At 38.0% G+C, this 16,482-nt stretch carries 19 protein-coding genes; all 19 read left to right on the plus strand.

All coding sequences use genetic code 11. From position 1 onward, the window contains the following. Positions 1-2 precede the first annotated feature (2 nt). The 19 genes from ACQRBN_RS11850 to ACQRBN_RS11940 all read left to right on the plus strand — a co-directional run bounded on the left by ACQRBN_RS11850 (position 3) and on the right by ACQRBN_RS11940 (position 16,291). Positions 3-350 (plus strand): hypothetical protein, encoded by a 348-nt coding sequence (locus tag ACQRBN_RS11850; RefSeq protein WP_427739206.1) that lies wholly within the window; start codon positions 3-5, stop codon positions 348-350. A 45-nt stretch (positions 351-395) separates the two neighbouring features. After that, complete coding sequence (locus ACQRBN_RS11855) at positions 396-818, plus strand: hypothetical protein (protein ID WP_427739207.1); 423 nt, start codon at positions 396-398, stop codon at positions 816-818. A 22-nt stretch (positions 819-840) separates the two neighbouring features. Further along, a complete protein-coding gene (gene pglZ, locus ACQRBN_RS11860; protein WP_427739208.1) occupies positions 841-3,363 on the plus strand; it encodes a BREX-1 system phosphatase PglZ type A in 2,523 nt (840 codons plus the stop codon). Positions 3,364-3,387: 24 nt separating this feature from the next. Continuing rightward, positions 3,388-4,569, plus strand: coding sequence for a hypothetical protein (locus ACQRBN_RS11865; RefSeq protein WP_427739209.1), 1,182 nt, complete (start codon positions 3,388-3,390; stop codon positions 4,567-4,569). A 153-nt stretch (positions 4,570-4,722) separates the two neighbouring features. Then, on the plus strand, positions 4,723-6,753 hold the full coding sequence (gene brxL, locus ACQRBN_RS11870) for a protease Lon-related BREX system protein BrxL (RefSeq protein WP_117886558.1): 2,031 nt from the start codon (positions 4,723-4,725) through the stop codon (positions 6,751-6,753). 23 nt (positions 6,754-6,776) lie between these two features. Beyond that, entirely contained in the window at positions 6,777-7,202 is a 426-nt protein-coding gene (locus ACQRBN_RS11875; protein WP_427739210.1) for a RipA family octameric membrane protein, read from the plus strand. A gap of 14 nt (positions 7,203-7,216) precedes the next feature. Next, entirely contained in the window at positions 7,217-7,612 is a 396-nt protein-coding gene (locus ACQRBN_RS11880; protein ID WP_130179699.1) for a TIR domain-containing protein, read from the plus strand. A 100-nt stretch (positions 7,613-7,712) separates the two neighbouring features. Continuing rightward, on the plus strand, positions 7,713-8,714 hold the full coding sequence (locus ACQRBN_RS11885; RefSeq protein ID WP_427739212.1) for a helix-turn-helix transcriptional regulator: 1,002 nt from the start codon (positions 7,713-7,715) through the stop codon (positions 8,712-8,714). 100 nt (positions 8,715-8,814) lie between these two features. Beyond that, the gene (locus ACQRBN_RS11890) at positions 8,815-9,582 is read left to right on the plus strand and encodes a zinc ribbon domain-containing protein (protein WP_044681695.1); all 768 of its coding nucleotides are present in this window, start codon (positions 8,815-8,817) and stop codon (positions 9,580-9,582) included. 211 nt (positions 9,583-9,793) lie between these two features. Further along, on the plus strand, positions 9,794-10,369 hold the full coding sequence (gene lexA, locus ACQRBN_RS11895) for a transcriptional repressor LexA (protein ID WP_015530046.1): 576 nt from the start codon (positions 9,794-9,796) through the stop codon (positions 10,367-10,369). 130 nt (positions 10,370-10,499) lie between these two features. After that, positions 10,500-11,225: an ImmA/IrrE family metallo-endopeptidase gene (locus tag ACQRBN_RS11900; protein ID WP_118236493.1), complete on the plus strand. Its 726-nt coding sequence runs from the start codon at positions 10,500-10,502 to the stop codon at positions 11,223-11,225. Further along, on the plus strand, positions 11,222-11,470 hold the full coding sequence (locus ACQRBN_RS11905; RefSeq protein ID WP_002594701.1) for a hypothetical protein: 249 nt from the start codon (positions 11,222-11,224) through the stop codon (positions 11,468-11,470). Before ACQRBN_RS11900 ends, ACQRBN_RS11905 begins: the two co-directional genes overlap by 4 nt. A gap of 311 nt (positions 11,471-11,781) precedes the next feature. Then, the gene (locus tag ACQRBN_RS11910; protein ID WP_118236494.1) at positions 11,782-12,369 is read left to right on the plus strand and encodes a sigma-70 family RNA polymerase sigma factor; all 588 of its coding nucleotides are present in this window, start codon (positions 11,782-11,784) and stop codon (positions 12,367-12,369) included. A 105-nt stretch (positions 12,370-12,474) separates the two neighbouring features. Further along, entirely contained in the window at positions 12,475-13,041 is a 567-nt protein-coding gene (locus ACQRBN_RS11915; RefSeq protein WP_427739213.1) for a type II toxin-antitoxin system PemK/MazF family toxin, read from the plus strand. Beyond that, positions 13,028-13,234 carry an excisionase gene (locus ACQRBN_RS11920; RefSeq protein WP_002594704.1) on the plus strand — a complete coding sequence of 69 codons (207 nt, stop codon included), beginning with the start codon at positions 13,028-13,030 and terminating at the stop codon, positions 13,232-13,234. The genes ACQRBN_RS11915 and ACQRBN_RS11920 overlap by 14 nt, the downstream gene beginning before the upstream one ends. A gap of 99 nt (positions 13,235-13,333) precedes the next feature. Next, positions 13,334-13,561 (plus strand): excisionase, encoded by a 228-nt coding sequence (locus ACQRBN_RS11925; protein ID WP_002594705.1) that lies wholly within the window; start codon positions 13,334-13,336, stop codon positions 13,559-13,561. Beyond that, entirely contained in the window at positions 13,527-13,808 is a 282-nt protein-coding gene (locus ACQRBN_RS11930; protein WP_118236496.1) for an excisionase, read from the plus strand. The genes ACQRBN_RS11925 and ACQRBN_RS11930 overlap by 35 nt, the downstream gene beginning before the upstream one ends. Before the next feature lie 9 nt (positions 13,809-13,817). Next, complete coding sequence (locus ACQRBN_RS11935) at positions 13,818-15,047, plus strand: tyrosine-type recombinase/integrase (protein ID WP_427739214.1); 1,230 nt, start codon at positions 13,818-13,820, stop codon at positions 15,045-15,047. Positions 15,048-15,217: 170 nt separating this feature from the next. Next, positions 15,218-16,291, plus strand: coding sequence for a hypothetical protein (locus ACQRBN_RS11940; RefSeq protein ID WP_427739215.1), 1,074 nt, complete (start codon positions 15,218-15,220; stop codon positions 16,289-16,291). The last annotated feature ends 191 nt before the right edge of the window (positions 16,292-16,482 follow it).

Raw genomic sequence — 16,482 nt, forward strand, 5'->3', positions numbered from 1 at the left:
CAGTGGACTTTGCCAATGACATATTTACTTTAGAACCACCTTCTAAAACATCATTTAAATTGGAAGGAACTTCTTTACCGACAAATAAAGACTTATATTTCAGAACGAAGCAGAGAGAGATTATTGACCAGTATGCAGCAGCTCGTATCTTTCTTAGGGAAACTGAAACTGATGATTGGTCGCATTGGTTTAATCAGGTTGATGATGAAAGAAATAATACTGCCTTCAAAAAAATATTTACAACATATTTTTATGAAACAGCATTAATGTATTACAACATCGTTGTAGACCTTACTTGGGCTCTTTGCTATGTAAGTGCAGAATTTGCAATTTCCAATAGTTCTAATTGAGTTGATTTTGAGGGTTGTAAGCCGATAGAAGAAGCATATCAGTTGTTGAGAACTGCTGAAAACTCTGTTACATCACCAACAGCAGAATCAAATCCATTTGGATATTTGCAGAAGATGTGTCCTGAATATTCAAAAGCCATACAGATAATCATAGATTTTTGGAATTCATTTAGCTCGTCAGCAATACGAAAGAAATACAACTACTGTAAACACAAAGGAAAGCCGGCTTATGACGAGATTGAAGAATTGAGAGGAAAAGGAAGATTGTTCGGTATATCTATTCAACTTGTTAATTCAACAGAAAAAATTGAAATTGCATCAAATATCAGAGATGTTCAGTGGGTACAATCATTGAAAGACAATATTTCGGAATTGATAAAATTTGATAATGAGCAACTTTTTCCATATGTAAAGTCATTATTGGAAGAATTAGAACGAGTAGTAAAACCGTCGCCAATGGTGATGTGAGTTGCTAAGAAAAGGTGAAACAATGGCAGAACTAAACTTGAAACAGATTACAGACAAATTAAATAGTGAGTTTGCAAGTGATGTCCGTAAACTTGTGTTTTGGTATGATGCCAATGCGGAGTTTCAGGAGGATATTGATAGCATAGAACTGGAAAATGCAAAGGTTCTGCATCTTGAGCCGGACAACCAGTTTTACATCAAATATTTCTTGGAACGAGAGGATACGACAACCAATTACCTTGTGTATGCTCCTTTTGCGAAACCGAGCATAAGGGATAATCATCTTGCAGATACAATCCGATATTCCAAAGAATTTTTTGCCGACCGTGCTTCTTTGCTTACGCTTGATTTGGGTATTGATGAACGGTACAAGCCTGTTATTCAGCATTATATTAAATTCTTTGCGAATAAAGACAGAACGCAGAAGTTTTATGATTTGGAAATAGAAAATTTCAACAGAAGTACGATAGAAGTTGCCTTGATGAGCGTGCTTTGCAAGGATAAGAACGCTTCTTTTGAAGAAGTGTTGCGTTCGATTTTGACAGATGATGGATTGCAGGATAACAAATATCTGGCTGAGTTTGAAAAGTATGATTTGCTTTCTGCATTCTGGCAGCAGGCAGATGTGGCATTTGGATATAATGACCCGAAGCCGACACTTGAAAAACTCGTTATCACGATGTTTGTTACATATGCGGCTAAGAGTATTCATACGGATATGCCGCAGGCTTGGAAACCATTTATTTCCTATAAATTCGGCAATATCATTGCGTTTATGGATAATCTGATGAACAGCTATCTGTATGGTACACGTTTTAATGAGATTTCAGAGATTATCTATAATGCAATTAATGGTAAGAATTATCTTGAAAAGATGGAAGTGGAAACACTTGTAGATTGCAATATCTTTGCAGGCGTTGATGAGCTTCTGATTAGTTGGATTATCGGCAGACTTGAGAATGAGGATATAGGAGCAAAGTTGAATGGAAAGACGATTCCGGAGCTTTGCGTAGAACGCAGGAAGCAACATTTTGGAAAGAACTTCCGCAGTGAGTATATCATTCTTCAAAATGCCTTTGATATGATTGCTGAAGGTAAGTATCAGCCAGTCAGTGGTATCAAAAACTTGGTTAAGGAATATACGGAGACAACCTATAAGATTGACCGTTATTATAGATACTTCTATTTTTACTTTGATAAATTGGAAGATACTACGCAGTTTGAAAAAATCAGGGAACTGGTTGAGAATATTTATACCAATGAGTATCTGAACCGAATAACAGTGAACTGGAACAATGAACTTGCAGACGCAGACGGAGAAACAGGACTTGCGTTGCAGAGAGATTTCTTTGCAAGACACATCAATTACTCAAAGGATAGAGTCGTTGTTATTATATCCGATGCACTCCGCTATGAGGTTGCACATACGCTGTTTGAAAAAATGCAGGCAGATGAGAAGTGCAATGCTTCTATCGGAGCTATGCAAGGCGTTCTTCCATCTTATACACCGTTAGGTATGGCTTCCCTGCTACCGCATAAGACGATTGAGTACAGTCCGTCTTATGATGTACTGGTAGACGGAAAAGCGTGCAGTTCCACGGAGCAAAGGGAAGCTATTCTGAAAGAGTATAAAGTGAACAGTAAGTGTGTTCAGTTCGATTCAATGAAAACAATGAAGCAGGCAGACCTTCGTTTTATCTTTACCGGACAGGACGTTGTGTATATTTATCATAATCAGATAGATGCCCGTGGAGATAAAGCGGCTTCTGAAAATGAAGTCTTTACTGCTTGCGAAGAAGCAATCGAAGAAATTTATACTTTGATAAAGAGAATTGCATCGCAAGCAAATACGTATCATTTTATTGTGACGGCAGACCACGGATTTATTTATAAGAGAGATAAAATTCAGGCAACAGATAAGATTGCCAGAGCTGCTTCAAAATCAAACAGCGTTGGACAACGTTATTCCATATCTTCCGAAGAAATCAAGGCAGACGGTGTTTGTCATACAACGGTTGGTAAGGTACTTGGCAATGATGATGAACGTATCGTGTCATTCCCGCTTGCTTCAGATATTTTCAAGGTAGCAGGAGCAGGACAGAACTATGTTCATGGTGGCTGCTCTCCGCAGGAAATGCTTGTACCAATGATTGATGTGAAAGTAGATAAGGGTAAAAAGGAAACAAGCCTTGCAGAGATTGCCCTTGTAAGTTTGACTTCAAAGATTACAAACCTTATCACGACACTGGATTTTGTTCAGACAGAACCAGTAAGCGATGTTGTAAAAGAAACAAGCTATCGAGTATATTTCATTTCTGATAATAACGAGAAGATTTCTAATGAGAATATTGTTATTGCTGATAAGAAAGATAAGGATACGACGAAGCGTATGTTCAGACTCCGCTTTAACTTTAAGAATAAGAAATACGATAAATCACAGAAATACTACTTGGTAGCTTATGACGATAAGAACGACATAGAAGTTCTTCGCCACGAGATTATTATGGATATTGCATTTGCCGATGATTTTGGATTCTTCGGGTAATATCTGAGAAGGGGGTATCGCCTTATGGGAAGATGGGGCTTTTCTGATGCCTTAGCCTTTGCAGTTGCAATGACTGTTCGGGATATGAGCAGAGAGAAAGAGAAAAGACTGATTAAAACACAGAAGTTTTATCAGGAATGTTATGAAAAGATAGCCAGTGATAGCGAACGGGCATTCAATATTGTATTAAAGGTTGTAACAAAAGCTTCACGTCGATATATTCCGAACGAGATAGCTTCGGGCAGTACCTACCTTGCGTTATATGCGTTTGCTCTTGTCATTGAAAGACAGGGCAGAGTGACAAAAGAGCAGAGTAAAATCATTAGGATTTATTTCAATAATATGAGCTTTCCATTTTCGGAGAGTGCATATTTAAGTGCAGCGAGAACCGGAGGAGAGGTTGGCAATTTCCGAAATGTCATATCTATAAGTAAGAGTTATGCAGGTGGCTTTTGGGTTAACTTCTTCCGGGCATTATACAAATCCGGAACGCAGAAAGATTTGCAGGATATGATTGATTATACGACGTCAATCATTATGCGGTTTTCGATTCTTGGAAATCCTGATAGTAATATTTCAAATGCAATCTGTCAGAACTTTATTGACAGCGTAAATTATCAGATTAACCAAGTACGTGAAATTTCTATTAAGGAAGTGGACTGGCTTGGCGTGATACCAATAGAAGACCGATTAGAAGAAATGAAGTTTTTCTATGAGGATTTGATTGACAGGTCAAACATTACAAACGACATTTCAAAAGAAGAATTGCTTCCGTATTTGGAACTTCAGATTTTGAATTGTATCTGCGATGTTGTAATGATGACGAAACAGCCAAAGTCCGTGAAACTGAGAATGATGAATGATGCCGTCAGACTTTCAGGCATACATACTGGTGTAACACCGGAACAATATGTAAGAGAGATTGCTAACAATACGGAGATGGGGCAGTTTTATAAAACAATGTTTTCATCAGGTAATCCATTGGGTTCATTTTGGCTCGTGATTTTTACAATGGGTGGACAGCTCTATGGAACGGACGCAACTGATGAACCGATTGGAATTGTCAATAATATTTTTTCTATCCTGATTCAGATTGAGAATTATCTTGATGAAAAGTATAACTTCTTAGGAAAAGACAGCATAGCGAAAGAATATATGTTGCATATCATCGAGCAGCTTGTCGATAAGTGCAATGAGGAGGATTAGATTATAATGGATAACATTGAAAAAGATATAGCTCAGGGCTATGCTGATTTTGCAGATGATGAAGGAAGCATAGAAGAAGTAGAAACAGAGGAAAATATTGTAACTGAGAATAGCACATCATTTAGCTTTGAAGAAACCACCAATTTTTCTGAGATGAGTGATATAAACAGAAAGCTCCGTACTTATTTTGATGGAAAGATTGTCCGTAAGGATTTGACGAAATCCATTAAAGAAGGTGCGAATGTTCCGGTTTATGTGCTTGAATTTTTACTTGGACAGTATTGCAGTTCTGATGACCCGTCTATCATCGAAGAAGGTGTGGCGAATGTAAAAAGAATACTGGCAGACAATTATGTACGACCAGACGAAGCACAGAAAATCCTTTCATTGCTCCGTCAGAGGGGAAGTCATACAGTCATTGATAAGATTACGGTTAATCTGAATATTAAAAAAGATACTTATGAAGCAGAGTTTTCTAACCTTGGAATTAAAGCAATTCCGATTAGCGAAGATTATCCGAGTAAATTTGACCGCCTGCTTTGTGGCGGTATCTGGTGTATTGTTCAGCTTGAATATGAATACATAGAGGAAGATAAAAATGCTTCTCCTATCCATATCCGTAAATTGACACCGATTCAGATGCCGCACGTTGACATCAATGAACTGAAACAAGGAAGAAAAGCATTTACAAAAGATGAATGGATAAGCGTAATGCTTCGTTCTATCGGTATGGAACCGGATACACTGACCGAAAGAGAAAAGTGGCTGCTTCTTGCCCGTATGTTACCGCTTGTGGAAAATAATTTTAACTTGTGTGAACTCGGACCGAGAAGTACAGGTAAATCCCATTTGTATAAAGAAATTTCACCGAACAGTATTCTTGTTTCCGGTGGTCAGACGACGGTTGCCAATTTGTTCTACAATATGGCAAGAAAGACAGTTGGTCTTGTCGGTTTGTGGGATTGTGTTGCCTTTGATGAGGTTGCAGGTATAAATTTCAAAGATAAAGACGGTATCCAGATAATGAAAGATTATATGGCTTCCGGTTCTTTCGCTCGTGGAAAAGAAGAAAAATCTGCGTCTGCATCAATGGTATTTGTGGGCAATATCAACCAGAGTGTTGATGTGCTGTTGAAAACATCAAGTCTGTTTGCTCCGTTCCCTCCGGAAATGGGAACAGATACAGCATTCCTTGACCGTATGCACTGCTATATTCCGGGTTGGGAAATTCCGAAGTTTAGACCGCAGCATTTTACAAATGATTATGGATTTATCAGTGATTATCTTGCAGAGTTTATTAGAGAACTTCGTAAAGAACAGTATGGCGATGCCTTGGATAAATATTTCCGCCTTGGAAAGAACTTAAATCAGCGTGATACGATTGCAGTCAGAAAGATGGTCGGTGGATTCATCAAGCTGCTTTATCCTGATGGAGAATATACAAAAGAGGAACTGGAAGAAGTTTTGAAGATTTCTCTTGAGATGCGTCGTAGAGTAAAAGAGCAGTTAAAGAAACTTGGTGGTATGGAGTTCTATGATGTTAATTTCTCATACATTGATAATGAAACATTTGAGGAATTCTATGTGTCCGTACCAGAGCAAGGCGGTGGAAAGCTGATTCCGGAAGGAATGTGCAATCCGGGACAAGTCTATACCGTGGCTCAGGGTAAAACAGGTATGCTTGGTGTATTCCGTTTGGAATCTCAGATGATGCCGGGGAATGGAAAATTTGAGCGTTCAGGTCTTGGTTCTGATGGAAAATGCAAAGAAGCAACGAACACAGCATTTAATTTCCTGAAAGCCAATTCTAACCGTATCAGTGGCTCTATCAGTACGACGACAAAGGATTATATCATCAATTACCAAGACTTGCAGGGCATTGGTATGACAGACAAATTGGCATTGCCGACCTTGATTGCATTGTCGTCAGTAGCACTGGGAAAACCCGTTGCAAGCAGTCTTGCAGTTCTTGGAGAAATCAGTATCGCAGGAACACTTATCAAAGTAGATGAGCTTGCAAACAGCTTGCAGGTATGTTTGGACAGCGGGGCAAAGAAAGTTTTGCTTCCTATCGTATCCGCAGCAGACATTGGAGCAGTTCCATCGGATTTAATTGGTTGTTTTAATTTGATTTTCTATTCCAGTGCGGAAGATGCAGTATATAAGGCGTTGGGTGTGGAATAAAAAGAAAGGGTGTTTTATTGAAAGTGGCAGAAGATAAAACAGAAATTATATTAGCACAATGGCAAACTTGCGTTGAAATGGCAAATTCAGTTAGTCAACGTAGAGATGCGATGAATAATATTTTTATTACCTTGAATTTAGCGATAATTGCAGCCGTTTCAATAGCGTGGAATGTAAAATCTTTGTTTATCCTTGTGGCAGGAATTGTTGTTTGTGCTATTTGGTTATTGTTTATTAGAAACTATAAGCTGCTTAATGCAGAGAAATTCAATGTAATAAATACTATCGAAAAGAAACTTCCGGTAACGCCATTTAATGATGAGTGGGAAAAACTGAAAAACAATAAAAAATATACAGATGGTACTAAGTTGGAGAAAACCCTTCCGATAATGTTTATCATTTTATATGGAGTTGCTGTTGTTACTATTATTATTATGAAATTTTGTTGAAAAGGAGAGATTATATGACATACCATTTATTTATCAGTCACTCTTGGAATTATTCAAATACATATAATGATTTGATTAGACTACTTGATTCAAAATCTTATTTCAGCTATAAGAATTATTCAGTTCCTAAAGATGACCCGATACATAATGCACCGTATGATTATCAATTAAAGGCGGCTATTCGAAATCAAATGCAGCACGCAAGTTGTGTTTTGATTCTTGCAGGTGTTTATTCAACTTATAGCAAATGGATAAATATTGAGATTCAACTGGCACAAGAGATGGGAAAGAAAATCATTGCAATTGAGCCGTGGGCTTCTGAAAGAACATCACTGGTTGTAAAAAGAGCTGCAAATGATATTGTAAAATGGAATACGGACTCTATTGTAAGAGCAATTAGAGGATATTAAACTGGAAAATGATATTCTTGAATAAACGATTAGGTTATGAAAAAACTATGGTTGCTAAGGAGAGTTACAATACATATTAGAAATTTGGAAAGGGCAGGCTATGGAAACAAAGCCAAGGATTTTATATTTACAAAAGATTTTACTGGAAAGAACCGATGAAGAAAATCCTCTTTCCACAACACAGCTAATCAATATATTGAATGATGAATACGGAATATCTGCACATAGAACGACGGTCACAAAAGACATTGCAGCACTTCAGGAGTTTGGAATGGATATTGTTACTATCCATTCTACGCAGAGCAAATACTTTGTAGCCAGCCGCAAGTTTGAACTGCCGGAACTGAAACTGCTGATAGATGCAGTGGAGTCATCGAAGTTCATTACAAAGAAGAAAAGCGAAACTCTGATTGAGAAGATACATACGATGACCAGTCCGGGGCAGGTGGCAAAGCTGAAGCGTAATAACTATGTGGTCAATCGCATTAAGCCGGATAATGAGCAGATATATTATATTATTGATGCTATAAACGATGCCATCAACGCAGGTAAACAGATTTCTTTCCAGTATTACGATTATACCGGATTAAAGAAAAAGGTTCTGAAGAATAAGGGCGAGATTTATAAGCTGAGTCCGTATAAACTTCTCTGGTGTGGGGACTATTATTATGTTCTCGGATATTCTGAGAAGAAAAGCAAGGTTATCAATTTCAGGGTAGACCGTATTGCTTCCAAGCCAGAGATATTGGATAAGGGCATTATTCCTATGCCTGATGATTTTGATATTGAGAATTACACAAAGGAAGTTTTCTTTATGTTCTCAGGCGAGAAAGTTTTGGTGGATTTACGGTGTGATAATAGCCTGATGAAAACAATGGTTGACCGTTTCGGAGAAGATGTGACAACCCTTGCGTATGATATGACTTCTTTCAGAGTACAGACCGAAGTATCAGCCAGTCCGACTTTTTTCGGTTGGGTATTTGGCTTCAATGGCAAAGTACAGATACTTGCACCGGAAAGTGTAAAAGAACAGTACAGACAGATGATTGCACAAGCTGATGAGGATATGCAGCAAAAAGAAAACAAAGAACAGGAAATCTAACTGTGAACGAAAAAGCTGAGTAATAAGGACAGCAACTGCAAGTTGCTTGTTTGAGATAATGCGTGAGACTATAATAAAGGTGTAAGGGAGGTACTGCATAATGGATACAAAACAGGTTATACTTGAACTTCGCACTCAAAAGGGAATGTCGCAGGATGAGCTTGCAGAAAAAGTTTTTGTAAGTCGTCAGGCAGTTTCACGTTGGGAAAACGGAGAAACAGTTCCGAATACGGAAACATTGAAATTGCTGTCAAAAGTATTAGATGTTTCCATAAATACACTTTTAGGCTCACCGAGAAAGCTTATTTGCCAATGCTGTGGAATGCCGCTTGAAGATGATGATATTATCGGACACAATCACGATGGTTCCTTCAACGAGGACTATTGTAAGTGGTGTTATGCCGATGGAACATATACTTACAATGATATGGACGATTTGATTGAAGTTTGTGTTAAGAATATGGTAAGCGAGAATTTCACGGAGGAACAAGCCCGTTCTTATATGAAAGAGCTACTTCCTACTTTGGATTACTGGAAGAAATATGATGAGCTTAGTGATAACGGTCAGTTTGAAGAATTCAAGAAAAAGTTAATCAATGAAATTAACGAATTGAATGTTGACGGAATGCCAAAGGTCGAAAAACTGAATGCCCTTGTGGGAAAGTATGTGAATCTTGAGTACCGGCTTCCGAATGGGCAAGCGGCTAAGTTTTTGAATGAGGCAAAGACATATCTGGGCAATCAGCTTGAATGTGAATACGGCGGCGATAGATGTTTCGGCGTTGTTGCAGATATGGATTTTATTCTTATTTGTACTTATGAAGAAGATGGTAAAAATCCGGAACTTGTATTGTATAAGAAAAGATAAGTATAGAGAAAATAGCAAACCATTGGAGTTCATAATTTTAGTGCGAGTGAATAGATTTTGAGGTGTTAGCAAATTGCGACACCTCTTTTCTTTTGCGAAAAACCTACTTGAAAAATTTTTCGTATCAGGTATAATAAAACTATCGAAAGCAAACTGCTTCCGATAGAAAAGAAAGCGAGGTGCAGGTATGAGAAGAAAGAGTCCTGAACTTATGAGTGAGATAAAAAAGTATATAGAGGATTATTACCTGCAAAACAGACAATCCCCATCGACTACAAAGATTGCTGAAGCGGTTGGCATTGCCAGAGGTACAGCATACAAATACTTAGTAGAGATGGCTGAGAAGAATATGATTGAGTACGACGGGCAGGAGATTCGCACCAATGTGACCCGTAAGTACAGTGGCGAACAGACACAGACACCGATTGTAGGTTCTATTCCTTGTGGCAGTCCTCAGTATGAGGAAGAAAATATTGAAGAATATGTATCACTTCCTACTGCTATTTTCGGCAAAGGAGATTTCTTTATATTAAGAGCAAGCGGTCAGTCTATGATTGAAGCAGGGATTGATGACGGCGACCTTGTGGTTGTCAAAAAGCAGGTAGAAGCCAATGAGGGCGACATAGTAGTTGCCCTTGTGGATAATCAGAATACATTGAAACGTTACTTCCGAGATGATGAGAATAAGAAAATCATTCTCCATCCGGAAAATAAGAAGATGAAAGACATCATTGTAGATGAGTGCTGCATTCAGGGTGTGGCTTGTCACATCATCAAAGAACTATAACAGAGGACAGACGAATGAGAACACTTGAAGGAATTCGCTATCTAATCAATTTGGATAGTGCGGAAATACAACAGAACTTTGCCGGAGGAGTTGCACCGCCGGACAAGGTGGAGTCGGAGGTGGACACAACTTGAGTATTTATATGTCAAGAGCCGAGTTGGAAGAAATCAGCGAAGGCTTGATAACAGCTTACGCTAATAAGTTTAGCAATCGAGTGATTCAATCCATCGACATAGAACATTTCATTACAGAATTTCTTATGTTACGAATTGAATACGCTTCTTTCGCAGAAGATGATGCAGGCAGGATTGGCTTTCTGGCAGATGGAGCAACACCACTGCTGGTACATCAGGACGGAAAAATTATTCCCTTTGTTTTCCCGAAAGATACCATCGTACTTGATAAATTTCTTCTTGCCGAAAAGGAGCAAGGACGTCGCAGGTTTACAATGGCACACGAAGCGTCACATCATATCTTGAGTAAGATGTATGCAATGCCGAGTGAAGGACGCTTTCATGCAGAGTATGACAGTGAGCGTAGTTATTCCAAAGAGGAACTGGCTCAGATGTTTGCGTCTGTTGAGTGGCAGGCAGATACAATGGGAGCTTCGCTTCTTATGCCGAGAAGGATTATTGAAAATGCCTTGGCGAAATATAATCAGTCAAATCCGATAAAAGTTTATGGTGATAATACCATTGCTTCAAAGGAAAAAGCAGTTATTCGTAGAATGGCAGCTTATATCGGAGTATCTTATACAGCCTTGGTTATCAGATTGAGAGATATGGGACTATTTGAGTATCACAATATCCTTGAATACATTTCCAATGAATTAAATCTTGGAGGTGTTTCGCAATGAGGTTACAGACTCAGGTAGCACCTGAAATACAAAAGAGATTGCTTCTGTCAAGAGTAGAAGCAGAAAGCCTGAAAGAGCGTGATATTCTCTGCCCGACTTGCGGGTTCAGGATACAGAGAGTTTTTTCAGACGCAACCGGACATTTGAGTGTGAAGTGTCAGAAGTGCAAGAATGTCCACATCTTAAATCTCGCTTACTTCCGCAGAATCCGTAGGAATGGATATGGCAGGAATTGCAGGCGATGAGGATTACAAGTAAATATCGAAACGATTTCTAATCGAGTAAGCGGAGATAAGCAATTTATTTGCTAAACTACCAAGCACCGTACGAAGCCGGATAAGTGAAGAATAGAAGTATTCTTTGCTGTCCAGATTCGACGGTGCTTTTTTTGCTGCTGTTTTATTCGATTATGCTTCGTGCAGTATTAGGTCTTTTCCCTTACTTGGGAAAGGACTTTTATGTTTTATAACGCATGGCAGTGCCAGATAGCTGAGTACCCGTAATCTCCGAATTTTGAAACTTATCAATTTTTCAAAATTCAAAGGAGATTACGAAAATGACAAACAAACTTACATTAGCAGAACAAGAAGAATTATTTGCAAAGGATTGTAAACTGATAAACCTTAAATACGAATATAACGGTTATACCGGAGATGAGAGATGGGCGATTATTACGGAATTATCTGTAAAAGAGCTTTGGGAGAAGTATCCATTTGTTATAGAAAGATATTCTCCGTTTGTTCATCTTTCCATTGCTCAGGGAGAGGTAATTGACGATGCAAACCGAAATGAGGACAAGTATGCAAAGAGAAGCAGTCGCACACTTGACTGCTATGGATATGACGATGAAATGTCCTCACAGTTTCATAAAGAGCTTGCCATTATGTTTGACGACCCGTTTGAAAGAGCAGAGGAAGAAAGGCTTGAACTGGAAAGAGAAGAATTGCGTCAGTGTGAAATCAGGAAAGCAAGGATAGCACTTTCAATGTTGCAGCCACTTCAAAGGGAACGCCTTATGAAGAATGTATGCTGCGGTCTGAGTTCCAGAGCGATTGCAAAGCAGGAGGGCGTATATTACAGCTCCGTGGATAAGTCTATTGCTGCGGCAAAGAAAAACTTTATCAAATTTTATGAAAATCTCTGATTTTGGGTGTGCATTTCAGTCCCCTTTGTCCAAATGAGTGAAGGGGTTATTTCATTCCGGATACGAATGACACTTTAAAAATTAGATTCTTGTGAGGTTATGTATATGAAAGAAAAAATGATTTGTCGTGGGGATTTATTTTACTATGACTTTGGAGATAACAGTGGTTCAGTACAAAGCGGAGAGCGTCCGGTGCTTGTCGTTCAGGCGGACGATTATAACCAGAATGCTCCGACGATTATTGTTGCAGCGGTTACAAGTGTAATCAAGAAAAGATATTTGCCATCGCACATTATTCTCGGCGAGGAGTTTGGACTGAAGAAACCGTCAATGGTTCTTCTGGAACAGATTCGGACAGTCAATAGAGAGGATTTACGTGAATACATAGGTACGGTAGATGACGATAAACTTTTCAAACAGATAAATGCAACTTTGAAAAAGACTTTTGGACTTTGGGTTTACAAGCCAGAGGGAAAAGAAAATATTCGCTGCCTATGCCCGAAGTGCCTGAATGATTACATTCACAATCCAGACTATATTGTAAGGCGACTCGACCTGTTTGCAAAGCGAAAAGACAGATGTGATAAGTGCGATGGGGATGGTTGGGATTATGTTGTTACCGACAGATATTCATCAAAGAAAGAAAAGAGGGGAAGCAATGACCGAAAATAAAATCATTATTCCTATCTGGAAGAAGTCCAATCTTACAGTAGAAGAAGCCGCAGCTTATTGTGGTATTGGTTCAAGAAAATTAAGAGAAATGTCCGACTCGGAGTTTTGCCCGTTTGTTCTTTGGAATGGAAGTAAGCGACTGATTAAAAGAAGAAAACTGGACGAATATCTTGATAATGCGTATTCGATATAGCTGATTTGTAAAGTGTGCGATGGGTCGGTTCGCATAATAGGCTCATCGCTCATTTTTAATTATCATAAGGGCAGAAAAAAACAAGGAGGTGCTTCCGTAATGGCAGATACAGAAAAGATTATCCGAAAAAAATATGATGTGCCGATATGGCATAAGTCTAATTTGACGATTGATGAAGCAGTTGAATATTCTGGCATAGGTAGAGAAAGACTGAGAAAACTAACAAGCCAAGAAGAATGCCCATTTGTTCTTCATATAGGAAATCGTCGAATGATTAAGAGGAGGATTTTTGATGAATACATTGAAAAACTTACTTTCCTTGAATGATGATGAACGCTTACTTGCCGAAGTAAGAACATATCAGGAAAAACTCATAAGCAATGCTGAAGAACCGATATGGGAAAGAAAGTGGCTGACAATCGAAGAAGCCGCAGCATATTCCGGTATAGGAAGAACGAAGTTGCGTGAGTTATCTAATCAAGCAGGTTGTCCCTTTGCAATATGGATAGGCAATAAAATCCATATTGTGAGGGAACGACTTGATAAATATACAGATAAACAGTTTGAGATTTAGGAGGATACAATGGCGACAAAAAGAAAAGATAAATCAAGGGTTGTTCTGAAAACCGGAGAGGTTCAGAGAAAAGACGGTACTTATCAATTTAGCTGGCAGGACAGCCAAATGAAAAGGCGATTTGTTTATGCAAGAACTTTAGATGACCTGAGAGAAAAAGAGAAGCGTATTCAGAAAGATAAATGTGATGGTATCAAGACCGAAGCACGATACACAACCCTTGATGAATTATTTGACCTTTGGGCAAATATGAAAAGAGGGCTGAAGAATAATACCTTTGAAAATTACAAATATATGTACAATACCTTTGTGCGACCAGTGATTGGAAGTAAAAGAATATCAACGCTGAAGAAATCGGATATTAAGAAATACTACAATTATCTTGTTGATGAAAGAAATTTGAAGCCTTCAACGATTGACAATATTCATACGGTTCTTCATCAGGTTTTGCAGATTGCGGTTGATGATGACTTTATCAGAAATAACCCGTCAGATAATGTGCTGAGAGAATTGAAAAAAGCACATTGTTTTCAGTCGGAAAAGCGTAGAGCGTTGACGAAACCTGAGCAGGAGTTATTTCTGAATTTCCTAAAAACCCACCCTGTATATGAACATTGGTATCCTGTCTTTGCAGTAATGATAGGAACTGGGCTTCGTGTGGGGGAAGTGACTGGATTGAGATGGTGTGATATTGATATGGAAAGTGGAATGATTGATGTTAATCATACTCTTGTATATTATGACCACAGAACTGAGGGAAGTAAAAGTGGCTGTTATTTCAATGTAAATACAACGAAGACTCCAGCGAGTATGAGGCAGGTTCCAATGCTCGGTTTTGTAAAAGAAGCATTTGAACAGGAGAAACAGAAGCAGGAAGATTTAGGACTTCATTGCGAGGTCACAATAGATGGATATACAGATTTTATTTTCATCAATCGTTTCGGTCAGGCACAGCACCAAGCCACACTCAACAAAGCAATCCGAAGAATTATCCGTGATTGCAATGATGAGCAGTTTTTGCACAGTGATGAACCTGATGTGTTACTTCCTCATTTTAGCTGTCACTCGCTTAGACATACATTTACAACAAGAATGTGCGAAGCTGGAGTAAATATAAAGGTTATTCAAGACGCACTCGGACATTCAGATATTTCAACCACATTGAATATTTATGCTGATGTTACAAAGGAAATGAAAACGGCAGAGTTCAAAGGATTGGATAGCTACTTCATAGTATAATATTGGACTTCACATACGGAAAGAGAACATACAGAGTGTTGTGTGTTCTTTTTTTTGCGGGAACTAGAAATAGTTGTCTCGATAAAAGTGTGATAGAATGGGAGAAGAATAAATGATTGATTATAGAAAGTATATGAAATAGATGTTATGTGACAAAGAGGAAAGCTATTATGGAAAACGAACTGCGAAAAGCTATAGAGGAATGGGTTGAATATCGGATTGAGCAAAACAAGGAATTAGAAAAGAAATACCCACCTAATCCACCGAATGATGTATGTAAAACGGCTTATATGAAAGGGCTTTTAATTGAAAATAGTTTTGAACCTGAAGTTGGCGAGATGAATGAATTATTTGAGGTAGAGCATGAAAAAGTATTCGTATGGACACATGAAAAAGATAGAAATTCATCTATCATAATTAAAGTAGACCCGGAAGTTAAGGATATGCCATTTTGGAAAAATATTGCAAGCATTATGTGGCTGGCTATGCAATATGCAAATTCTTTTGAGAGGATTTCAGCAGATTGGTATGAATATAGATGGATATATTATTTTGATTCTAATAAAAACTTAGCAGAACAAGTATTCAATAACCTCGAACAGTTTGATAGTGTAAACTTAACAAATGGAAGAATCATAAAAGCGACTGATATTGGAAATCTCGCACCGGAAATAGAGCTAATGATACGTGATGATAAGGCATATACAGCGATGATGATGTTGAGCAATTCATTTATACAACATTATATTTGCTTGATTTGTGAGTTGAGTAATTATCCATATCATGACCATTTAGCGGAAGAACCGGAAATATGGGAACATGCAGCAATAATCCCAAATATGGAAGTGGCAGTAGTTCAAGCGTGTAGGAGTGTAGAAGGAATATTAGGAGAACCACCTAATTCCAAAAAGCAAGGAGCGGTAATGAAACATAAAAAGAGATGGGAGGAATTAACAGGAACTAATCCTGATAGCATATTTGAAAAAGCAAATATGTCATATTGGGATTTTTATTACAAATTATTTTTTGAACTAAGAAATCCATCAGCACATAGTTATGGGAACATCAATTATAAATTGGAAAAGGCAAAAACCGTTCAGGCACAATGTTTTGCTGCAATTATTGTTCGTGATTATTTTAATAAGAATGTGTTAGAATTAAAAGAGGCTCAGAAAAAACTGAATTTTAATTTAAGCCTACTTGATAGAGTAAGTGATGTAATGAGTACAAAAATAACAAAATAGCTCCGATAATTTGATTAGCATGTTAAAAGCAATCAGGCTACAGAAGTAAAAAGGAATTATGGTGTAACGGAATTGAGGAATGGACAAGATGAATTGACTTTGTAAATAAAAGAAGTTATAATTTCTTTTATATAACTATGCGCTTGCATATACTATTATCGCCCTACATCATTTACATCATATTTTACATC

The organism is Bariatricus sp. SGI.154 (assembly GCF_050313795.1).
Taxonomy (GTDB): Bacteria; Bacillota; Clostridia; order Lachnospirales; family Lachnospiraceae; genus CAMBRQ01.